At 63.6% G+C, this 20,782-nt stretch carries 25 protein-coding genes and 1 pseudogene; 15 read left to right on the forward strand and 11 right to left on the reverse strand.

Annotated features, from left to right (window positions below):
* Positions 1 to 36 precede the first annotated feature (36 nt).
* Positions 37 to 1,071: a DNA repair and recombination protein RadA gene (gene radA, locus EGH24_RS08605; RefSeq protein WP_142979743.1), complete on the reverse strand. Its 1,035-nt coding sequence runs from the start codon at positions 1,069 to 1,071 to the stop codon at positions 37 to 39.
* A gap of 89 nt (positions 1,072 to 1,160) precedes the next feature.
* On the opposite strand from radA, the gene uvsE reads away from it, so the two are divergent.
* The 5 genes and pseudogenes from uvsE to EGH24_RS08630 all read left to right on the forward strand — a co-directional run bounded on the left by uvsE (position 1,161) and on the right by EGH24_RS08630 (position 5,190).
* Entirely contained in the window at positions 1,161 to 2,048 is an 888-nt protein-coding gene (gene uvsE, locus EGH24_RS08610) for a UV DNA damage repair endonuclease UvsE (protein ID WP_221886724.1), read from the forward strand.
* A gap of 186 nt (positions 2,049 to 2,234) precedes the next feature.
* Positions 2,235 to 2,654 (forward strand): universal stress protein, encoded by a 420-nt coding sequence (locus tag EGH24_RS08615; RefSeq protein ID WP_142979744.1) that lies wholly within the window; start codon positions 2,235 to 2,237, stop codon positions 2,652 to 2,654.
* Positions 2,655 to 2,742: 88 nt separating this feature from the next.
* Positions 2,743 to 3,480: pseudogene (locus EGH24_RS08620) on the forward strand (tetratricopeptide repeat protein); the annotation flags it as partial.
* Positions 3,481 to 3,486: 6 nt separating this feature from the next.
* Positions 3,487 to 3,786: a DUF424 domain-containing protein gene (locus tag EGH24_RS08625; RefSeq protein WP_142979746.1), complete on the forward strand. Its 300-nt coding sequence runs from the start codon at positions 3,487 to 3,489 to the stop codon at positions 3,784 to 3,786.
* Positions 3,787 to 3,912: 126 nt separating this feature from the next.
* Positions 3,913 to 5,190, forward strand: coding sequence for an aminotransferase class V-fold PLP-dependent enzyme (locus tag EGH24_RS08630; RefSeq protein ID WP_142979747.1), 1,278 nt, complete (start codon positions 3,913 to 3,915; stop codon positions 5,188 to 5,190).
* A 6-nt stretch (positions 5,191 to 5,196) separates the two neighbouring features.
* On the opposite strand, the gene lrp is transcribed toward EGH24_RS08630, so the two are convergent.
* Positions 5,197 to 5,658, reverse strand: coding sequence for an HTH-type transcriptional regulator Lrp (gene lrp / locus EGH24_RS08635; RefSeq protein ID WP_142979748.1), 462 nt, complete (start codon positions 5,656 to 5,658; stop codon positions 5,197 to 5,199).
* Positions 5,659 to 5,792: 134 nt separating this feature from the next.
* Positions 5,793 to 7,412, reverse strand: a complete 1,620-nt coding sequence (locus tag EGH24_RS08640) for a sensor histidine kinase (protein WP_142979749.1) — start codon at positions 7,410 to 7,412, stop codon at positions 5,793 to 5,795.
* 229 nt (positions 7,413 to 7,641) lie between these two features.
* On the opposite strand from EGH24_RS08640, the gene sufU reads away from it, so the two are divergent.
* Complete coding sequence (sufU, locus tag EGH24_RS08645; protein WP_142979750.1) at positions 7,642 to 8,070, forward strand: Fe-S cluster assembly sulfur transfer protein SufU; 429 nt, start codon at positions 7,642 to 7,644, stop codon at positions 8,068 to 8,070.
* Positions 8,071 to 8,142: 72 nt separating this feature from the next.
* Here sufU and EGH24_RS08650 read toward each other — a convergent pair whose 3' ends face one another.
* A complete protein-coding gene (locus tag EGH24_RS08650) occupies positions 8,143 to 8,307 on the reverse strand; it encodes a DUF7576 family protein (RefSeq protein ID WP_142979751.1) in 165 nt (54 codons plus the stop codon).
* A gap of 191 nt (positions 8,308 to 8,498) precedes the next feature.
* Here EGH24_RS08650 and EGH24_RS15940 point away from each other — a divergent pair, with 191 nt between their 5' ends.
* Positions 8,499 to 8,675, forward strand: a complete 177-nt coding sequence (locus EGH24_RS15940) for a DUF7576 family protein (RefSeq protein ID WP_449271759.1) — start codon at positions 8,499 to 8,501, stop codon at positions 8,673 to 8,675.
* A 51-nt stretch (positions 8,676 to 8,726) separates the two neighbouring features.
* Here EGH24_RS15940 and hemB read toward each other — a convergent pair whose 3' ends face one another.
* From hemB to EGH24_RS08670, 5 genes are all read right to left on the reverse strand, one after another.
* Positions 8,727 to 9,713, reverse strand: a complete 987-nt coding sequence (gene hemB, locus EGH24_RS08655; protein ID WP_142979752.1) for a porphobilinogen synthase — start codon at positions 9,711 to 9,713, stop codon at positions 8,727 to 8,729.
* 51 nt (positions 9,714 to 9,764) lie between these two features.
* Positions 9,765 to 9,929 (reverse strand): DUF6757 family protein, encoded by a 165-nt coding sequence (locus EGH24_RS15325; RefSeq protein WP_185903279.1) that lies wholly within the window; start codon positions 9,927 to 9,929, stop codon positions 9,765 to 9,767.
* Positions 9,930 to 9,954: 25 nt separating this feature from the next.
* The gene (locus tag EGH24_RS08660) at positions 9,955 to 10,746 is read right to left on the reverse strand and encodes a PHP domain-containing protein (protein ID WP_142979753.1); all 792 of its coding nucleotides are present in this window, start codon (positions 10,744 to 10,746) and stop codon (positions 9,955 to 9,957) included.
* 40 nt (positions 10,747 to 10,786) lie between these two features.
* The gene (locus EGH24_RS08665; RefSeq protein WP_142979754.1) at positions 10,787 to 11,770 is read right to left on the reverse strand and encodes a succinylglutamate desuccinylase/aspartoacylase family protein; all 984 of its coding nucleotides are present in this window, start codon (positions 11,768 to 11,770) and stop codon (positions 10,787 to 10,789) included.
* A gap of 296 nt (positions 11,771 to 12,066) precedes the next feature.
* Positions 12,067 to 12,261, reverse strand: a complete 195-nt coding sequence (locus EGH24_RS08670) for a XapX domain-containing protein (RefSeq protein WP_142979755.1) — start codon at positions 12,259 to 12,261, stop codon at positions 12,067 to 12,069.
* Positions 12,262 to 12,363: 102 nt separating this feature from the next.
* Here EGH24_RS08670 and EGH24_RS08675 point away from each other — a divergent pair, with 102 nt between their 5' ends.
* The 4 genes from EGH24_RS08675 (at position 12,364) to EGH24_RS08690 (ending at position 15,150) form a co-directional block, all read left to right on the forward strand.
* Positions 12,364 to 12,882: a peptidylprolyl isomerase gene (locus tag EGH24_RS08675; protein WP_142979756.1), complete on the forward strand. Its 519-nt coding sequence runs from the start codon at positions 12,364 to 12,366 to the stop codon at positions 12,880 to 12,882.
* A gap of 63 nt (positions 12,883 to 12,945) precedes the next feature.
* The gene (locus tag EGH24_RS08680) at positions 12,946 to 13,494 is read left to right on the forward strand and encodes a hypothetical protein (RefSeq protein ID WP_142979757.1); all 549 of its coding nucleotides are present in this window, start codon (positions 12,946 to 12,948) and stop codon (positions 13,492 to 13,494) included.
* Between the two features lie 114 nt (positions 13,495 to 13,608).
* Complete coding sequence (locus tag EGH24_RS08685; protein ID WP_142979922.1) at positions 13,609 to 13,953, forward strand: DUF5802 family protein; 345 nt, start codon at positions 13,609 to 13,611, stop codon at positions 13,951 to 13,953.
* A gap of 285 nt (positions 13,954 to 14,238) precedes the next feature.
* Positions 14,239 to 15,150, forward strand: a complete 912-nt coding sequence (locus EGH24_RS08690) for a Vms1/Ankzf1 family peptidyl-tRNA hydrolase (RefSeq protein WP_142979758.1) — start codon at positions 14,239 to 14,241, stop codon at positions 15,148 to 15,150.
* Between the two features lie 24 nt (positions 15,151 to 15,174).
* Here EGH24_RS08690 and EGH24_RS08695 read toward each other — a convergent pair whose 3' ends face one another.
* The gene (locus EGH24_RS08695; RefSeq protein ID WP_142979759.1) at positions 15,175 to 15,597 is read right to left on the reverse strand and encodes a universal stress protein; all 423 of its coding nucleotides are present in this window, start codon (positions 15,595 to 15,597) and stop codon (positions 15,175 to 15,177) included.
* 75 nt (positions 15,598 to 15,672) lie between these two features.
* On the reverse strand, positions 15,673 to 16,542 hold the full coding sequence (locus tag EGH24_RS08700; protein ID WP_142979760.1) for a PspA/IM30 family protein: 870 nt from the start codon (positions 16,540 to 16,542) through the stop codon (positions 15,673 to 15,675).
* A gap of 193 nt (positions 16,543 to 16,735) precedes the next feature.
* Between EGH24_RS08700 and EGH24_RS08705 the strand changes: the two genes are divergently transcribed.
* From EGH24_RS08705 to EGH24_RS08720, 4 genes are all read left to right on the forward strand, one after another.
* A complete protein-coding gene (locus EGH24_RS08705) occupies positions 16,736 to 17,473 on the forward strand; it encodes an SIMPL domain-containing protein (protein ID WP_185903280.1) in 738 nt (245 codons plus the stop codon).
* A gap of 79 nt (positions 17,474 to 17,552) precedes the next feature.
* Positions 17,553 to 18,200 carry an ArsR/SmtB family transcription factor gene (locus EGH24_RS08710; protein ID WP_142979762.1) on the forward strand — a complete coding sequence of 216 codons (648 nt, stop codon included), beginning with the start codon at positions 17,553 to 17,555 and terminating at the stop codon, positions 18,198 to 18,200.
* A 218-nt stretch (positions 18,201 to 18,418) separates the two neighbouring features.
* Positions 18,419 to 19,906 (forward strand): ATP-binding protein, encoded by a 1,488-nt coding sequence (locus tag EGH24_RS08715; protein ID WP_185903281.1) that lies wholly within the window; start codon positions 18,419 to 18,421, stop codon positions 19,904 to 19,906.
* Between the two features lie 67 nt (positions 19,907 to 19,973).
* Positions 19,974 to 20,732, forward strand: a complete 759-nt coding sequence (locus EGH24_RS08720; protein WP_142979764.1) for a DICT sensory domain-containing protein — start codon at positions 19,974 to 19,976, stop codon at positions 20,730 to 20,732.
* Positions 20,733 to 20,782: the final 50 nt, after the last annotated feature.

The following is a 20,782-nucleotide window of genomic DNA, read 5'->3' on the forward strand; positions in this document are numbered from 1 at the left end:
TTCCGGGTGCTACCACCACGTCGTTCGCGTGTTCGGCTATTCCGGCTTCAGGCCGCCACCTTCGACGCGCAGTACCGCCTCGCCATCGGCGAGGTTCGGCGCGTCGACCAGCCGGACGACGCGTTTGGTGCCTTTCGAGTTCTTGAGGTAGATCCGAACCGTCGAGGCGTGGCCGAGGATGTTGCCGCCGACGGGTTTGGTGGGATCGCCGAAGTAGGAGTCGGGGTTGCTCTGGACTTGGTTCATCACAAGGATCGCGGCGTTGTGCAGGCTCCCGAGCCGCAGCAGGTCGTGGATATGCCGATTGAGTTTCTGTTGCCGCGGGGCGAGTTCACCGCGACCGACGTACTCCGCCCGAAAGTGCGCCGTGAGCGAGTCGTAGATGACGAGTCGCACCGGGCGGTCGTCGTCCGCGTACTCGGTGGCGAGATCAGCGGCCGTTTGGGCCAACAGCATCTGGTGGTCGGAGTTGAACGCGCGGGCGACGTGGATATACTGGAGGAAATCGGCGACGAGGGCGTCCATCGCTGCCGCATCGTCGGGCGAGCCGTCGATCCCGCGGCGGTCGAGTTCGGCGGCGATGATCTCGCGGTCGAGGCCGCGGACCATGTCGTCGATGCGTTCGGGTCGGAACGCGTCCTCGGTGTCAACGAGGACGGCTCGCCCAGCGAGACCGCCGTGTTTCTGCTCCAACTGCACCAACACGGCCAACTGGTGGCTGAACTGGGATTTGCCGACGCCGAAGCCGCCGTAGATCTCGGTCATCGACTGCGTTTCGATTCCGCCGCCGAGCATGTCGTCGACCGCAGGGACGCCGGTCGAGAGCTTACCGATCTCGTTGCGGTGGTCGAGGATCGCCGACCCGCTCTCGAAGCCACCGACATCGGCGGCCTCCCGGGCGGCGGCGATGATGTCGCCGGCGGTGCCTTGGCCGACATCAGTCGCGTTGGCGAGTTCCCGCGGGCTTGCGACCGCCAGCCCGTTGTATGAATCGTAGCCCGCGTCAGTGAGTTTGTCGGCAGTTGCGGGGCCAACGCCGGCCAACCCCTCGATATCGGCTTCTGTGACCATTGCTCGGCCTACTCGTCGTGAGGAGATAAAGCATCGCTCGCGGGGCGAGCGGAACGGCTACACGGCTGGCTCCCCTAGTGAGGCTATCCGTGTCGCCCGACAGGACACCGAGAACGACTGACCGCCGCCCCGCGCCGCAGTTCGGCTACGCCGCGCTGAACCGCACCCTCCGCGAGGCGGACGTACGGACGAATCGCGGCATGCAGCAGGCAACCTTCGAGGACCGCGGCCTCCCGTATGCGGGCGAACTCGCCGAGGGGAACATCCGCGGCGTCCGGCGGATCATCGAGTGGAACATCGACCACGACATCTACTTCTACCGCATCACCTCCGATCTCATCCCGTGGTACAGCCAGTACGAACTCGACGAATTGCCGAACAGCGAAACGATCTTTGAGCTCCTCGGCGAAATCGGCGACCTCGCCGACACCCACGGCGTTCGACTGACGTTCCACCCCAGCCATTTTGTCAAACTCGCCAGTCCGACCGAGTCGGTCGTCGACAACGCGATCACCGACCTCGAATGTCACGGCTCGCTGATGGACGCGATCGGCCTGCCGCGGTCGCCGCACAGCTCGATCAACATCCACATCGGCGCGCACTACAGCGACAAAGAAGCGACGGCCGAACGGTTCTGCGACGCCGTCGACCGCCTGTCGCCGTCGGTTCGCTCCCGACTCACGGTCGAAAACGACGACAAGGAGTCGCTGTGGAGCGTGCCCGAACTCGTGGACTCCGTCCACGACGAAATCGGGATCCCCGTCGTCTACGACGCACTCCACCACCAGTTCACTGATCGCGGCTACACCGGCCAGGAGGCGATGGCGATGGCCGTCGAGACGTGGGACGACGCCCGCCCGATCATCCCTACAGCGAGTCCCGTCGGCTCCACGAGGGCGATTCCAGTATCGCGCCGCAGAACCATTCCGACTACGTTGACGGCCCGATCGACACCGACGGCCACGCGGTCGACGTGATGATCGAAGCCAAAATGAAGGAACAGGCCGTGTTGCGATATCGGGAGCGACACGCGGACTGACTACCGTGAGCGGCTGTCGAGGTGCTGTTTCGACGTGAGTGGCTAGTGAGGGTACTGTTTCGGGTGGAGATTGTGATTCGCTACCAACACACACGCTTATCCGCGGGTGGGCTGTCTAGTGACCATGGTTGCCCGTGTCCTCGTCCCGATGGACGACTCGGCGATGGCCGCCGCCGCGCTCGAATTCGCGCTTGAAACGTTCCCGGCGGCGGAGGTGACCGTCCTCCACGTCGCCGGCGCGCCGACCTCGTTCATGGGCGGAGCGATGAGCCTCGCCATGTCCGACGACATCGACAGCGCGGTCGCCGAGCGCGCCGAACCCGTCTTCGATCGCGCCCAAGAGATCGCCGACGACCACGGCGTCGAAATCGTCACCGATGTCGCCCTCGGCTCGCCCGCGAAGACCATCATCGACCACGCCGAGGGGTTTGATCTCATTGTCATCGGTAGCCACAGCAGCAGCCTCGCCTCGCGGCTGCTGCTGGGCAACGTCGCCGAAACCGTCACCCAGAACGCGCCGATTCCAGTGACGGTCGTTCGGTAGCGACGCCGACACAGGCGAAACGCAGGCCGGTGGGACGCCGAATCACGCTGACGCAACCCTTACCCGATTTGGCATCGAACCAGTAGGTATGACTGACGACTCCGAGGACAAACCGCACGCCTTCTCCGAAGGGCAGGGCGTCGACGACGATTACGAGGAGTTCACGCTCGACCCGACGGAGTTGGGTGTCGATCCCACACAGGTCGATCCGGTCGACTCCCGGGTGTTGACCGACATACTCGACGAACACAACGTCTCGGCCGACCAGGTCGATGTGGGGGAACTCATCGAGGTCGGACTCTCCTACATGGAGATCAACCGCTTCGAGGAGGCGACGGCGGCCTTCGAGCGCGCGGCCCGCTTCGCCGAGGAAGACTCGCTGGAGGCCCAGGAGGCATGGGTGAACAAGGGCGTCGCCCACGGCCAGCTGGAGGAGTACGACGAGGCCATCGGTGCCTACGAGGAAGCCCTCCGCATCGACGACGAGTCCGAACACGCCGCNNNCGCGGAGACGAACCTNGCGTACGCGCTGTGGGAGTNNGGCNNCACNGAGNAGGCNCTCGAACACGCCGAGNNNGCCGTCGAGATCGACNCGCGNNNCCCGCANGCNTGGTACAACCGNGGCTTCTTCCTCCGCGAACGCGGGCTGACCGAGGACGCGCTCAACGCCTTCGACAACGCGATCCGCCTCGGGATGCGGAACGCCGAAGTTTTAGAGGAGAAGGCTCGCGCGCTTGAAGAACTGGGTCGCAACGAGGAGGCCGAGGAAGTCATCGATCAAGCCGAGGAGTTGCGGGCCGACGCCGAAGAAGAGTTGACCGAGGAGTTCTGAATGCTGCTGCGCGAACGCGAGACCCCGGAGGGGTTGTTGGTCTCGATCTGCGATAGCGACTGTCTCGGCGAGACCTACGAGGACGGCGATATCAACCTCGAAGTCACGACGGAGTTCTACGGCGGCGAGGAAGCGACCGAAGCCGACGCTGATGCCGTCGTCGATGCCCTCCAGCGAGCGGATGTCGCCAACCTCGTCGGCAGCGAGTCGGTCGAGGTCGCTATCGAAGCCGGGCTGATCGACGGCGAGCGCGTGCTGGAGGTCGCCGAGACGAAACACGCGCAGTTGATGTGGCTATAAATTCGCTGTCTCGACGGCGAATGTAGCGCGAACCGGGTACGTTTCCCACGGGCTGAAATCGGATCTCGTTTCGTCACCGGTGACGGACCGAAGACGTGTTACCCCCGGGGCTCCTACGAAACCCCAATGAGTACGCAGGAACCGTATCCCATCGATGTCGAGGCGATCAGGGCGGATTTCCCGGTCCTCGACCGCCACGTCGGCGGCGACGTGAGCACGCCCGGCGAGGGCGACGGCGACACCGAACCGCTCGTCTATCTCGACAACGGCGCGACCAGCCAGACGCCGAAACCCGTCGTCGACAGCATCGTCGACTACTACTACAACTACAACGCNAACGTNCACCGNGGNATCCACNANCTNAGNCAGGAGGCNNNCNTCGCCTACGAGGAGGCNCACGACANNGTCGNCGANTTCATCGGNNCCGANNNNCGCGAGGAGATCGTCTTCACGAAGAACACGACNGANGCGATGAACNNCGTCGCNTACGCGTGGGGNCTNNNCGANCTCGGCCCGGNCGANNNNGTCGTCNNNACGNAGATGGAACACCACGCCTCGCTGGTGACGTGGCAGCAGATCTGCAAGCGCACCGGCGCGGAACTCCGCTTTATCGAGATCGACGACGAGGGCTATCTCGATATGGACCACGCCGCCGAGTTGATCGACGACTCCATCGAGATGGTCTCGCTCGTCCACGTCTCGAACACGCTCGGCACGATCAATCCCGTCGAAGAGATCACCGAGATGGCCCACGACGTCGGGGCCTACTCCTTCGTCGACGGCGCGCAGGCGGTCCCGACCCGGCCGGTCGACGTTGACGCTATCGATGCCGATTTCTACGCCTTCTCCGGCCACAAAATGCTCGGCCCGACGGGGATCGGCGTGCTGTANGGGAANGAACACNTCCTCGANNCGATGNAGCCGTANCTCTACGGCGGCGANATGATNCNGAAGGTCACCTNCGAGGANTCGNNGTGGNANGANCTGCCGTGGAAGTTCGAGGCCGGCACGCCCTCGATCGCGCAGGCGATCGCCCTCGACGCCGCCATCGACTATCTTGAGGACATCGGCATGGAAAACGTCGAAGCCCACGAGGACCTGCTGGCCGAATACGCCTACGACCAACTCAGTTCGTACGACGACGTNNNGNTNTACGGCCCGCCGGNCGACGACCGNGGCNCGCTCGTCGCGTTCAACGTCGACGGCGTCCACGCGCACGACCTCTCCTCCATCGTCAACGACTACGGCGTCGCCATCCGGGCCGGCGACCACTGTACCCAGCCGCTNCACGACNNNCTCGGGACNNCGGCGNCNGCNCGCGCCTCGTTCTACGTCTACAACACGAAAGAAGAAATCGACAAGCTGGTTGAGGCAATCGACGACGCGCGGCAGCTGTTCGCCTAAGCGACCCTACTCGTCGTCGACGTCGAGGGTGAACTGCTCGTTTTCCTTGACCGCGTTGAGGACGACGCTCGTGTTCGATTCGGTGATATCGACATCCGACAGCAGCTTCTTGATCTGGTCGTTCATCCCGTCGGTGTCTTTGAATTTGCCGATGGCGATGATGTCGTAGTCGCCGGTCGTCTCGTAGACGCTGATCATCTGTTTTTCCTCCCGAAGCCGCTCGGTGAGCTCCGGCAGCGCGCTGCCCTCGACTTTGAGGTGGATGACCGTCGTCACGTCGTAGCCGAGGTTGCCGTAATCGACGACCGGCGTGTAGCCGTTGATGATGCCGTCGCTTTTGAGATCTTCAAGCCGGTTGGAGACCGTCGTCACCGAGACACCGAGGTCGTCGCCGAGGCTCCGCAGGCTCGCACGGCCGTCACCGAGGAGGGCGTTGATCAGCTTCTCATCGAGGTTTTCGTATGCCATACCGGATATCACTATGATAGTGTGTTAAAATAATACCGAAACCCACACAAACACCAGTTCATTTGGGCGGATTAGTTTGAATCGCCGCGTTGCTCGAAACAGCAGCGTCCAGTGACCCCGTCGCAACCGACCGATTACTGATCGGAAGCCGACGCCGGCGTGGTCGGGAGCCGGATCACGACCGTCGTCCCGTCGTTCGTTTCGGGGATCGACAGCTCGCCGTCGTGCTGTTCGACGACCCAGTTTGCGAGCCACAGCCCGAAGCCGCTGCTGTGAGTCAGCGGCGTGACCTCCTGTTCGCCGTTGACGACGGCAGCCTCGCCGGGCGGCAACCCCGGCCCGTCGTCGGCGACCCGGATATCGACGGCGTCGCCGTCGGCGGCCAGCGTGACGCTGAGCCGGACGGTCGGGGACTCGCCACCGTGGACCGCGACGTTGGTGATCAGTTCCCGCACCGCTACCGACAGCGTCTCGGCGGCCGGCACCGACACCGACTCCGGTGTTGTGAGTTCGACGCTGAGATCCGGGTACTCGTCGGTCACGGTCTCGATCTCGTCGGTGAGAATAGCCACCAGCTCCCGCGGCTCGCGCTCATCGCGGTTCGGATCGAGCAGTTGGTCGGTGAACCGCGCCCGCTCGGCCGTCGAGAGAACGCTCTCGGCGGCGGCGGTGATCCGCTCGACCTGCTGTTCGGCATCGGGGTCGGAAACCTCCTCTTTGAGTTCGGTCGCGTAGCCGGTGACGACGTTGAGTTCGTTCCGGAGGTTATGTCGGAGGAAGCGGTTGAACACCACCAGCATCTGCTCGCGGTTAGCCAGCGTCGTCGACAGCCGGTCTAAGGCCGCACCGATCTCCCGCCACTCGGTCGGGCCGCTGAACTCGATGTCGTCGTCGTAGGTGCGGTCCTCGACGTTCTCGATCCGGCGGGAGAGCCGCTCGGCGTGTCTGATCTCCGAGTAATGAACGAAGAGACCGAACCCGGTGATCGTGCCGATGATACCGACCGACACGAGCAGTTGGACGATCGCAAGATCCCAAAACGCCCGTTCGACCGCAGCGGAGTCGTAGTGTGTCGTGACCGTCCAGTCAGTCGTCGTCAACGACTGGCTGTGTGTCATCGACTCGTCGAACGTCGCCGTCGAGTACAGCGATCGGCCGTTGTCGGTGACAGCCAATCCGATCGCATCGTCGCCCTCATCGAGCGGTGCGAACAGCGTGGTATCAGTGAGGTGGTACGCCGCGTTGAGGCTGCCGACGATCGTGCCGTTGTCGGCCCGGATCGGCGTGCTGATGACGACGATCTCGTTGCCGGAGTCGGCCATGAACGGCTCGCTGATCGTCGTCTCGTTGGCCAACGCCCGCTGGACGTACGGCCGGTCGGCGAATGACTCCCCGAGCAACGACGCCTGTTCAGTCTCGTTGACGCCGGTGATGGCGACCATCATCCCGTTGGCGTCGACGACTGAGGCCCCTTGGAACGCCGAGCGATCGACGAACGCCCGGAGTGCGGCCTGCTGGGCGGCTGTTCCGTGGGCCTGAAGCGCGGAGTCGGTCGCAGCGACTCGCGTTGTCTGTCGTTGGCTGGCGAGTCGGCTATCGAGGAACGTCACGACATCCGCAGTGTGGTCGTCGATCCTGTCGTCGACGGAGGCCTCTAGTTCGGATTGGTAATACTCGAATGAGACGAACAAGAGGCCGCCCGTGATGGCCGCGACGAGAACGAACGCCACTAAGAACCGATACTTGATTCTCACGTCGCAGTACCTGCGTGGTTTACCGTCACCGACGTATAAAAACTGGTCGCCGTAAGTTTCCGTTCTGATAATTTGGATTCGCGTTCAGCAACGTTGGATTCGGATAATAGTGTAAAAAGTAAAACAAAAATGAGTGAAAGGTCTGCGCAGCCAAACCGACAGTACCGCAATCGGCCTCGTGGCACCGCCCCGGAACCCTTTTGCAGCCGACACTCCTACGCAGCCGCATATGGGAACAGGCTCGGACATGTATCGGCAGCAGATCCTCGATCACTACAAGAGCCCCCGAAACTACGGGGAACTCGAGGATCCGACCTTTAGCCATACCGGCGAAAACCCCTCCTGTGGCGATACGATCCAGATGGACGTGAAACTCGACGAAAGCGAGGAAGAAATCGAGTACGTCAGCTTCACTGGCGACGGCTGTGCGATCTCGCAGGCCTCCGCAAGCATGCTCTCGGAACGACTCGTCGGCATGACGCTGGAAGAGTTGGAGGAGTTGGAAACCGAGGACATCACCGAGATGCTGGGCGTGACGATCTCACCGATGCGGATTCCGTGTGCGGTGTTAGGCAATCAGGTCGCCAAGGACGGCGCGAAGCTCTATCAGGGCGAACTCGATCCCGACGACTACGGCGCGACGATTACCGAGGACTAACGGCAGGCAGCACGGAACGGCGCAGGCTGTACTCGACGTTTTGCTACAAAAAAGCGAGTCTGTGGTCAGGCCTTAGGTGTGGTAAGACGACTCACAGCTGGCTGAACAGAAGTGTTTGTACTCGACTTTATCGTCGTTCGTCGTTGCGATGACGCGACTGGTCGGCAGGTCGGTGATGTTTTCGCTACACACGGCACACTGCGGCGCGTTGGCCTCGGAAATTGTCGATTCGCTCATACAAGAAGGACTACACCGGATATATAAATAGGTCTACTGTAGTTGTGCAATCATCGTGCACAGCGGTGCCGGAAAGCCAGTGCCACGTGACAGAGAATCCGAGCGAAACGAGAGGGTACAGCCGATGAGCGTGCCCGGGCAGGCACACCATGCAGGAATCTTATACCTGTACTCGCCGTTCTAATTTAGACATGTCTGAACATACCATAGCGAAAGAAAAGGCTCCGAAGTGTTCCGTGTGCAGTAAACGAATTACAGATCTGCCATCCAACCGCGTTATCGCGCATGCGGAGAATGGAGAGGTCACGTATACCCACTTCTGTTCCGCTAGCTGCGAATCGAAATACCTGTCCAAGGAAAAAGAATAGCTGCCGTCGTCGTTTTGTTTTCACACACCGCCGATTTCGGATCCCGATCAGCTACAGCCGATCAGCCAGATCCTCGGCGAAATAGGTCAAAATCAGATCCGCGCCNGCNCGCTTGATGNNNANCAGCGACTCGNNGGCNNNNGCNTCGAGNTCGAGCCAGCCCTTCTCGGCGGCCGCGTGGAGCATCGCGTACTCGCCGGAGACGTTGTACGCCGCGACCGGGTGGTCGNNCNNNTCNCGNACNTCNCGGACGANNTCGAGGTACGGTAGGGCGGGTTTGACCATCAGCNCGTCNGCNCCCTNCTCGNCGTCGNGGNNGACNTCCCGNNNNGCNTCCCGACGGTTCGCCGGGTCCATCTGATAGTGACGGCGGTCGCCGAAGGCGGGTGCGCCGTCCGCGGCGTCGCGGAACGGCCCGTAGAACGCCGACTCGTANTTCGCGGCGTANNNCATGATCGGAACGTGCTCGAAACCGGCCTCGTCAAGAGCTTCGCGGATCGCGCCGACCATCCCGTCGGTCATGCTGGAGGGCGCGACCATGTCCGCGCCGGCTTCGGCCTGTGAGACGGCGGTCTCAGCGAGGATATCGAGCGTCTCGTCGTTTTTGACCGTCAGCGTCGGGTCCTCGTGAGCGTGTGGTTCGAGGACGCCACAGTGGCCGTGATCGGTGTACTCACAGAGACAGACGTCGCCGATGACGTAGGCGTCGGTGTTGTCAGTGATCTCGCGGATCCCGCGCTGGACGACGCCGTCCTCGGCGTAGGCTTCGCTGCCGACCTCGTCTTTGGTGTCCGGCACGCCGAAGACGATGACGGCCTCGACGCCCGTCTCCCGTATTTCTTCGACACGGGCGGCGGCCTCGTCGACGGGGACGCGCTCGTGGCCCGGCATCGAGCTGATCGGCACGCGCTCGTCGGTGGTCTCATCGACGAAGACGGGCGCAATGAGGTCCTGTGCGTCCAGCGTCGTCTCACGCACGAGCGGCCGAATCCCGTCAGTGCGGAGGCGACGCGGCCGGTCTGTCGGCGTGAATGGCATAGCCGGCGGTTCGAGTGGGTCGCTGAAAGACGTATCGCTCTGGAAAAGGGACTACTCGGTGCGGTCGACGTCGATCTTGTCTTCGAGTTCGGAGAGCTCGGCGGAGTCGGTCAGCTCCTCCATCCGCTCGCGGAAGTGGTCCGTACAGAGGCCGACCTTCAGCCCATCTTTTTCGGCGGCAAACGCCGCCTCCTCGTCACAATAATGGCAGCGCATACCACGGCTTGGCGATCCAGCCCCTTTACCGCACCGCTTTCCGCAAACGTTCCCGGACTGCCGCGAAGGCCGATTCCGGCGGACCGGCCCGCCCAAGCGTTCGATCGTGGGCGTCGCTGCCGCCGGTCGCCAGCAGGTCGTGGCGGTCGATAGCGTCGTCGACAACCCCGGAATCGACTTCGCGGTCGTAGGGATAATAGCGTTCGACGGCGTCGAGATCAGCGGCGCGTTCGAGAGCTGTGGCTGGGTCGGTGTACCGAAGCGGATGCGCGAGAGCGACGATCGGACAGGCGTCGGTAAGCAGGTCGATCCCGCGGTCGATCGGGGTGATCTCGCGGGCGACGTAGCATGGCGCGCCATCGGCGATGAGGTCGTCGAAGGTCTCCTGATAGTCGTAGGGCGCGCTGCTGGCTTCGACCGCGCGGGCAATATGGGGCCGACCGATTCCCGGCTGTGGGTCGAGAGCGAGATCGACGCCGAGGCGTGTCTCGACGCAATCGATGATCTCTCGGGCGCGTTTGACACGGTCCTGTTGGAGGCGATCGAGTTCCGCGGTGAGCGCGTCAGTTCGTTTGACGCCGTAGCCGAGCAGGTCGAGCCGCTGGCTGTCGGTTTTGACTTTGAGTTCGATCCCGCGGACGATCCGAACGCCGCCGTGCGTGGTTATCGGCGCGTCGAGATCGGGATGGATGCGGTCGTGGTCGGTGACGGCGATCCAATCGAGGTCGGCTTCGGCGGCTGCGGGCAACTCGGCGAGGGTCAGCGTGCCGTCGGAGGCCGTCGTATGAACGTGAAGATCCGCCGCCGGCTGGTCCATACTGACGCGACTGGCTCCAGCCAAAAGACGCTATCGAGGCCTACTCATCCAGTCGCTCGGCGATCCCGACGAGCGTCTGGCCCGCCGTCACCGTTGCCTCGCGGGCGATCGAGTAGACGACGCCGTCGCGGTCGGCAGTGACTGTCTGCAGAGGTTCGTAGGTGGCTGGATCGTAGACGGTCCCGAACGTCTCGCCAGCGGCGGCTTCGGCTCCAAGTTCGGCGTCAGCGTCGGGAACGAACAGGCCCGAGTCGGCTGCCCGGACGCGACCGAGGTGGTTGTGCGCGCGAACGCCGTCCCACGGTTCGGGGTCGCCAGCAAGGAGGCCGAGCTGGCGGAACACGCCGAGCAGGCCGTCGAGGCCAGTCTGAATCGCGTCGCTGTCGAGCTGTTTGTTCGAGCCGAGTTCGGGCGTGATCGACGGAATCCCCTCGCGGGTCGCTGCGACGCGGAGTTTGCCGCCGAAGTTGCGCTCGTCCCACTCGGTGTCGGCGTCGTCGCCGGCGGCTTCGGCCAACAGGAGGTCGGTGCCGAAGGCCTCGGCGAGTCGACGGGAGCCGTCGTCACCGCGGAGATAGACCGTGTGTGTCTGCATTTCGGGACTGCCGGTGTGGAGATCGACGATGGCGTCGGCATCGCTCGCCTCGGCCCACAGCCGGGCAGCCATCCGCTCGTGGATCGTGCCCTCGCTGTCGCCGGGCCAACAGCGGTTCATGTTGGGGGCCGCCGAATCGAGGGGTTCCGGCGTCGTGTAGGAGACGCGGTCGAACGTCAGCGGGTCGGCGACGGGAACGACGATCAGCGTGCCGTCGAGATCAGCCGCCAGTGGGTCGTTAGCAGCGGCACCGGCGGTCAGTCGCTCGTGCAGTCGCCGGCAACACTCGGTCCCGTTGATTTCACGGCCGTGTTGGGCCGCCTGCACGTAGCAAGTGGGGCCGTCGCCGGAGCCATAGCGGTGGACCGTCGTCTCGACGGGGACACCGGAGGGTAGCCGCGCGAGCGTGACCCGGTCGGCGGTGTGCATGTCGGCCGCTATGGGCCGGGTGCTTGTAGAATATCGGGTCGAACGAGAAGGAACGGACGAACGAGCGGTTGAGTGGGATGTAGGTATAGAAAGCCCTCGACGCTCTCGACTCCCGGGCCTCGCTGCGCGCTTCGTTCGCTTCGCTCACTGCAGTGCTTGCGTCGGCCGGGTTCGTCGAGTGGGCGGCCGGCGTTGCCGGCCGCCGCAAACGTGGCGGCGCAGCCGCCACGCGCGTCTCGCCCTTTCAGTCCGCCAGGATGCGGTTGGTTGGTCGGTCGATGAATCCGCTTGCCTGCTCAGACGCCAAGCATCTCAAGGAGGTCGATGCCGACGCCGAGCCACTGAATTAGCTTGTAGCCGCCGAAGAGGCCGACGATCCCCATGACGCCGGCCAACTCCGGCGGTGCGGGAATCGGGATGTTGAGAAACGCGAAAATCGCGCCGGCGACGAGACCGGTCACCAAGGCGAGTGTAGGCAGCAGCCAACTCATGCCACCGGCTTCGACGGGGGACCGCAAAGACCTCCCGGTCAGCGATGCGGCTATAGCAGGCCAAGACAGCACTGTTTTCAGCCAGCCGCCCGACCACCCACTATGGCGAATCCAACCGCGACCCTGCACACGAACCACGGCGACATCACCGTCGAACTCTTTGAGGAGCGCGCGCCCAACACCGTCGGCAACTTCATCGGGCTGGCGACCGGCTCCAAGGAGTGGACCGACCCCGAAACCGGCGACACAGTCACAAACGAACCGCTGTACGACGACGTGCTCTTCCACCGCGTCATCGANGNNTTCATGATNCANGGCGGCGACCCGACCGGNACCGGNCGCGGCGGCCCCGGCTACGAGTTCGCCGACGAGTTCCACGATGACCTCACCCACGACGGGCCAGGCATCCTGAGCATGGCGAACTCCGGGCCGAACACGAACGGCTCGCAGTTCTTCATCACNCTCGACGCNACGCCNCANCTCGACGGNAAACACNCNGTCTTCGGCGANGTCACCGACGGGATGGATGTCGTCGAGGAGATCGGCTCGGTGCCGACGGATCGCAACGACGAACCCCGCGAAGAGGTCGTCCTCGAATCGGTCGACGTCGAGTGGTCGTAAGCCGTACGTCCTCCCCTCCGAGAGCCTGTAGCCCTCCTCGTCGAAGCGGATACGGCGACACAAATGCCCCTAACCGACACCACATGGACTGAGATCGCCGACAGGGATCCGCCCCTGTTGGTGGCTCTTTTGGCTGGAGCAGTAACGGCGGTGGCCGGCGTTGTCGGCTACATTCCGATTGCCATCGTCACCAACGACTACGTCGACGGCTTTCAGGTACTGAGTGCGATGGACGTGAGCTATGGGATTCTCGAGTACTTTTTCACGCAGTCGCTTACCTATCATGCCGCAGTGCTGTTGCTCCCGCCGCTTGTGACGACTGCTGCAGGAATCAGCCTCGCCCGTCGGTGGGGATTCACTAGCTGGAAAACGGAACTCAAAATCGCGCTCGGTGCCGTCACCGGGCCCATCGTGGCCATCGCGATCGCAGGGGGTGTCGGCCTGCTCGTCATTGCTGCGATCGATTCGATAGCCATCGCCCTGCTCGGTATTCCGTTTTCGATGGGCATCGTCATCGCCATGGCAATACTTGTCAGTGCCGTCGAAACGGTTGGCGTGGCCTGCGGGCTCCTGCTGATACGCGGTCTCGATTCGATCACCGCGGCCCCCTGAAACAGCCTCGATTTGATTGCGCGGTGACAACCACCGAACTGCCTGATTGCGGTTAGAAATAAAAGCTTGCGGCAAAGCTTATGCCGTGGTACGACATACCATGACATGAATCGAATGTTCGAACCATTTTCCGACGGCTACTACCTCGGAGAACTGTACGTCGAACCGCACGACGGTGATCGGGCCGTCATCCAGCAGGCCGACCACGAGGCCGTCAACAAACAGCTGTATGCCGACGGCGAGGGAGTCGAACGGCTCGACGCGCCGCTCGTGATGAAGCTCGATACCGCCCATTTCCCGGTCGACGGCGACGAAGGCATCCCCTCGGGCACGCTGGCGGTCCCAGCGGAGTTACTCGACGAATCCCGCGCAAGCCCACGAGAGGTCTTCCTCGCCGACAGCGAGCGCGCGATGGAGCTCCTACGGTATTCCGGCTGGGAGCCCGCGACCGGTACCTGACGGTTCGACAACATAGCGACGGTTCGACGGTGGATTCAGATACGAGCGTGCAAGCAGGTGGTCAGCCGGCCGACCAGCCGCTATCCTGGTGGACTGAAAGGGCGAGGCTCTCTCGGCGAACCCCGGCGACGTAAGCACCGCAACGAGCGGTGCGAGTGAGGAGCGCAGCGAGCCGCGGGAGCCGAGAGAGCCGAGGGCTTTCTATGCCTATTTTGCTTACTCATATCAAGATATCACTCACTCGACGACCCCACGTTTCAAGTCCGCTGGCCGCGGCCATCCGGCATGCTCGATAAACTGCTCGGACGCGCCGAACTCAAGGCCCGTATCGAGGAGTTGGAGGACGAAACCCACCACTTGGAGCGACAGCTCAAGGCCGAATCCGACCGCCGGGCCGACGCCGTCAGCGACAAACAGGCCGCCGAGGAGGAGGTCAACCGACTGGAAGACCGGATCGCCGAACTCGAAGACCGCGTCGAGCGCAGCCAAGAAAGCGAGGACGCCGACCGCGAGCCGCGCCGCGCCGAATCACTCCGTGGAGACCGTCTCGAGAGCGTTCTCGACCGCCTCGAATCAGTCACGACAGGCCCGGAAGGCGCGCTCAGCGCGGCGATTACCGACGACAACACACTCCCCGACGCGGTCGCGGCGGCGGCCGGCGATGACTGCATTGGCGTCGTCCGGCGAGCCGCTCCAACCCTCTATTACACCGACGATGCCGGTCTCGTCTCGGTCGCGCTCCGACCGCCGATTATGCCTGATTCCTTCACCGAATGGGACGATACGTTCGAAATCGACCGCGAGTGGTTCCAGCCGGTCGACCGGCTGGTGTTCGCGGTCGTCCGCGCGGATGTGTGCGCTGTCGGCGTCTACGAGGACGGCGACCGCACGGACTTCGATGGCTTCGAAAGCTCGATCAAATCCGACCACTCGAAAGGCGGCTTCTCACAGAGCCGCTTCGAGCGCATCCGCGACGAACAGATCGAGGAGCATCTCGAAGAAGCAACTGACTTGATCGAGTCGATGGTCGAGGACGCCGAGCCCGACCGAGTCGTGCTCACCGGCGAACAGGCCATCGTCGGCGAGCTTGCGGAACTGGCCGATCACACCGCCAGCACCGACGCCGGCGGGAAGCCAGCCGACGCGCTCGAACACGCCTTCGCCGACTTCTGGACGACGCGGTTGGTCGCGGTCTGAGCGGACAGGGTGAGAGACAGCGCGCTACCGAACGACCGTCACCGGCACCGGCGACCGCCGCACGACCGTTTCGGAGACACTGCCGAGCAGTAGGCGGGCAGCCCCATCGCGGCCGTGGCTCCCCATGATGATCCCGTCGATATTCTGTTCTTCCGCACAGCGGACGATCTCGGTCGCAGGGCGGCCGGCCAGCAGTTCGCGCTCGACTGTTCGATCCTCGCCGGCGGTCGCTTCCGCCTCATCGAACAGTTCCTCGGCGCGTTCGCGTTGGTCGTCAACGACACCGGCCGGATCGCCGAGCAGCCCGTCGGCACTGACACCACTGTCGGCGGGTGTCAGCACGTGGACGAGAACAATAGTTGCGTCCGGGAAGGTATCCAGCGCGTAGCGCAATGCTTCCTGCGACGGCGGCGACCCGTCAAGCGGCACGAGAAGTCGGCGAGCCATAGTAGAACGTCTCGCCGACAGGGCTAAAGTGTCATGGCCGCCGGAGTCGGTTCGGGTCGGCGAGTGAAAGCGGCGTTAGGATTCGTCGTCGCGGATCTCGTCTAACTCGGCTTCGATCTCGCTGTCGTCGACCTCCGTTTCGAGGTCGTCGAGATCGACATCCTCGTCGGCAGCACTCTTGCTGGCCTTGGCCTCCTCGTCGATATCGGCTTCGTCGGCGTCGCTCGCGTCGGCCGTGCTGGTGTCGCTCTTGCCGAGTTCGGCTTTCAGCGTGTCGAGTTCGGAGTCAACGGCTTTGTCCGTCGAGAGCGACTCCAGTTCGCGGTCGATCTCGTCGTTGTCCGACAGCGCGTCGTCGAAGGCTCCGGTCTCCTCCAGTTCGTTCATCGCCTCGGCGCGGGCCTCCATCTCCTCAGTGCGCTCCTCGGCGCGCTCGATCGAGCGGGCCACGTCGCCCATCTCGTCGCCGACGCCGCTGAGAGCTTCCGAGACTTTTGATGAGGCTTCCGCCGCCTCGTATTTCGCCTTCATCGTCTCCTTTTTCGTGCGGAACTCCTCGATGCGGCCCTGCAGTTTGTCTTTCTTGTCGACGAGGTCGTCCTGTGTCGCCTGCAGGTCGGCGATCTGGTCGTTGAGCTCCTCGATCTGTGTCATTTTCGACTTCTTCTTTTCGAGCGCTTTCCGAGCGAGATCGTCCCGATCCTGCCGGACGGCCTCACGGGCCTGCTCGTTGTGTTTGTCGACGTTTTCCTCCAGCCGGCGTTTCTGGATCTCCAGTCGCTTCTTTTGGGTCGTCAGGTCGGCGATGCCCTGTTTGACGTCCTGCAGTTCGTCCTGCATCTTCTCGTAGGAGTAATCCAGCGTCTCGGTGGGGTCTTCCGTCCGGTTGAGGAGGGCGTTGAGCTTCGACCGGATGACGTAGGAGGTGCGCGAGAGGATTCCCATACGCCCCGTTGGGCCACGGCGTGCTTAAAACCTGAGATGCGGCCCCTCGGGGCTCTCGGCGGCCGTCGCCGCTGCACGCGGGATCAGTTGTTTCGAGAAGCGAGAGGCGGACCCGGCGACGACAGCCGACGGTCAAACCGCCGTTGTAGTCGATAGAAGGCCCATTATGCCATCCATCGAACCCCAAACCGTCATGAACCGACGAACGGCACTCGCAGTCATCGGCGGCGGTACCGTCGCCGCGCTTGCGAGCCCGCTTTCGACGGCCAGCGCGTCACCGCCGCCCGCTGATAGGGAATCGACAGCGACACAGAACCGCGGCACCGTCCGCGTCACCGGTACCGGCAGCGTCGACACCGATCCCGACAAAGCCGTCATCTCGGTAGGTATCGAGGCAACCGACAGCGAGGACGCGTCGGCCGTCGTGAGCGAGTTGGCAACCGAGGCCGAAAACCTCCGGCAGGCCCTGCGAAACTACGGCATCCCGGAGGACAACATCACGACCGAACGGTACGGGCTGCGCCATGACGAACACGACAACCGGTACGAGGGCCAGCATCGGTATTCCGTCGAGATCGATGACCCCGACGCAGTAGGCGAGGTCATCGACCGCTGTGTCGCGGCCGGCGCAGACACCATCGGCCGCATCGAGTTCACGATCAGCGAGGCCCGCCGGGAGCAGCTGTACGACGAGGCGGTCGATGCCGCCGTCGACGACGCCCACCGAGAGGCCCAGTTGTACACTGACGCCACCGAACAACAACTCGGCGAGCCAATTTCAATCGAAACGACAGGCACCAACCACGTTCCAATCAGACGGGACCTCGATGTCGCCGTCGAGCGGGACCTCGCGGAGTCGGCAGCGACGCGGATCGAGGGAGGCGAGGTGACTGTCACCGCCGAGGTGGGTATCGAGTACGCGTTTCAGTAGCAGTCGGCCAACTTCGAGACGGTAAAACGACGATTGTAGCGGTATCAACGTTATTGTCGGTTGCCAAGAGACGCCCGGTATGAGCAGTCTCTTCCCGCTCCGCTCGGAGGAGCCACCCGAACCCGCTGACGACACCCGGATCGTCGACATCGCTGAGGAAGCCGCCGACCCCATCGTCGACGCACTGGCCGCGGAGACGACTCGGGAGATCCTCGCCGCGCTCTACGAGGAGCCCGCCCCCGCCAGCGAGATCGCCGAGCGGGTCGACACCTCCCTGCAGAACACGAACTACCATCTCGAAAAGCTCCAAGAAGTTGGGCTCATTGAGGTCGGCGACACGTGGTACGCCGACGGCGGCAATGAGATGAACGTCTACGTGCCGACGGCGGCCTCGCTCGTGTTGCTCGCCGGGACCGACGCCACGAAGCGAACCGTCAGAGAAACGCTCGGCCAACTCGCGGGCACGGTCGGGATGCTCGGCATCGGCGGCCTGCTCGTCGACCGCCTCGTCGCGGTGCCCGAACTCGCTTCGGCGGCGACGACGCGATCAAGCGGCGAGGAGATGATGGCCGAAACGGCCGAGGCTGCGGAGTCGGCCGCCGATCCGTCGCTGTTGCCGGTCGCGGAGCTCGGTGGGGTGCTGACGCCGGGCGTCCTCTTCGCGCTCGGCGGCCTGTTCGCGCTGCTGGTCGTGGTGACGTTCGCTGCAGTCCGCCGGTACCGATAGCGAATCGAACCGCAGTACTGCAGCCACATTTCCTATACTGATAGGGGAGTTAGCGGCGTGAACCCCTATCTACATAGCGCGCATCACTACACCGGATGTGGACGTACGTCGAATTAAGATGTGAACCAAACACATAATTATAAACAATCCGAACCTAGAACCTATCTAACAGGATCGGTTGACGAGGACGCCGGCAGTGCGGAACGGGGAACACCATGATGAACGAAACACGGGATCGAGACCGCGAAACCGCGCTGTTCGAGGCCGCCCAAGAGCTCGCCTCCGTCGGCGGCTGGGAGTACGATATCCGGGCGGAAACGCTGTACTGCACCGACGAGGTCGACCGGATCTACGGGCGGGAAACCAAAACCGACGTGACGCTGTCGGCGACGATCGAGCGGTTTCACCCCTCGGATCGGCCGGCAGTCCGCGCTGCTCTCGACGATGCCATCGAGGCCGGCGAGGCCTTCGAAGGCGAGTGGCGACTCCGCCCACAGAACGGCGACCAGCGGTGGGTGCGGGTCTACGGCGAGCCCGAACGCGACGGCGACGCAGTCGTTCGCATCCGCGGGGCGATCGAGGACATCACGGCCGAGAAACGACACAAAGAGCGATTGAACCGGCTCTTCGAGACGAACCGCGAACTCCTCGAACAGGAGACGGCCGACGCTGTCGCCACCGTCGCCGTCGAAGCCGCCCGCGAGGTTCTCGGGCTGTCGATCAACGGCATCCACCTCCACGACGCGGATGACAACGTTCTCGTTCCCACCGCTACCACCGACGCCACCGTCGACCTACTCGGCGAGCCGCCGACGTTCGAGCAGGGCGAAGGAATCGCGTGGACGGTCTTCGAGACCGGCGACCCCCGCATCTACGACGACGTGCGGACGGCCGACGGGATCTACAATCCTGAGACCGGCGTTCGCAGCGAACTCAACCTCCCGTTGGGCGATCACGGCGTCTTCATCGCCGGCTCGCCACAGCCGAACGCCTTCGACGACCGCACCGTTTCGCTGGCGAAGATCCTCGCGGCCAACGTCGAGACCGCCCTCGACCAACTCGACCGCGAACAGCGGCTCCGCCGGCAGAACGACCGCTTGGAGGAGTTTGCCAGCATCGTCTCCCACGACCTGCGAAACCCGCTGTCGGTAGCGAAAGCCGGCATCGAAGTCGCCAGAACCGAACGCGGCGACGGCGACAGCCTCGACCGCGTCGACCGTGCCCACGACCGGATGGCGGCGTTGATCGAGGACCTCCTGTCGCTGGCACGCAACGGACAGGACATCGAAGCCGGCGATATGGAGACGGTGAAGCTATCGGTGTTGGCCAGCCACGCGTGGCAGTCGGTCGAGACGAGTGATGCCACCCTCGAAACCGAAAACAACGGGGAAGTCGTCGCCGACCCCTCCCGGCTCCAGCAACTGCTCGAAAACCTCTTTCGGAATAGTATCGAGCACAGCTCCAATCCTGTCACGATCCGCGTCGGAACGCATTCCGATGGGTTCTACGTCGAAGACGACGGTCCCGGGATTCCGTCGGAAAAGCGCGAGGAAGTCTTCGAGGCAGGCTACACAACACAGGACGACGGCACCGGGTTGGGCCTCCGGATCGTCCGCACCGTCGCCGACGCCCATGACTGGGATGTAACCGTTACCCATTCCGAGATGGATGGTGCGCGTTTCGAAATCACCGGGGTCGAATCGTAACACGTCAATACTGGTGTACGTCGGCAACGAACAATTAAGCCAGTTCCGTTCCTACTGCCAATAACCCATGGAACGGTTGTTCGAGACATTGCCGGAGACAACCGTGACGATCCGGGTCGATCCCGAGGCCTCGGTCGCGCCGATCCGGGAGGCACTCGCCCGGATCTTCGACACCGGCCGGGTGTCAGTCATCGAGGGGTCGCCGACACAGCCCGACGAAGTCGTCGCCGTTCGCATCGACGAGGTGGTTGCCGCGTCGACGGCGGAGTCGCTGCTGCAGTCACTGCTGCTCGTCAACTCAGATATCTACATCACCGGGAGCCGCGAGCTCGACGAGGCGGCCCTTCCCGATGTCCTACAGGCGCTCCACGATATCCCGTTTCAGCTGCGTGGGTATCCCGAGTCGGACTCCGAAAAGCTGCTGTTGATCGCCGTCTCGCGGGCGATCGAGCGGCGCGCCGCCGACGCTGCAGCGGGCACCCTCCGAGTCGGCTTCCAACAACTCTCCCGACTCGTCGAGGAGCCCGGGACGTATCGCGTCTACGAGCGGCTCGCCGAGACCGACCTCGCGGTCCACGCCTACGGCGTCGGCGACACGACGCCGCCGGCTGACCTCGACGTGACGACCCACACCGGGACCAGCCAGCTCCACCGGAAAGGGTGGTTCGTTGTTTTCGAGCCGCCCACGCCCGCTGTCGAGCCCGCCGGGCTGTACGCGATCGAACGCGGCGACAACGAGTGGGAGGGCTTCTTTTCCTTCGAGCCGAGCCGTATCGACGCGATGCAGGCGGTTATCACGGAGTTGGCGACGACACAGCCGCAGTGAGCCGGGGGAATGGTTTTATGCAACCGCAGGACGGCGTTCGTAACGAGACA

Origin of the sequence: Halonotius terrestris, assembly GCF_006861665.1 — an archaeon.
GTDB classification, from domain to species: domain Archaea; phylum Halobacteriota; class Halobacteria; order Halobacteriales; family Haloferacaceae; genus Halonotius; species Halonotius terrestris.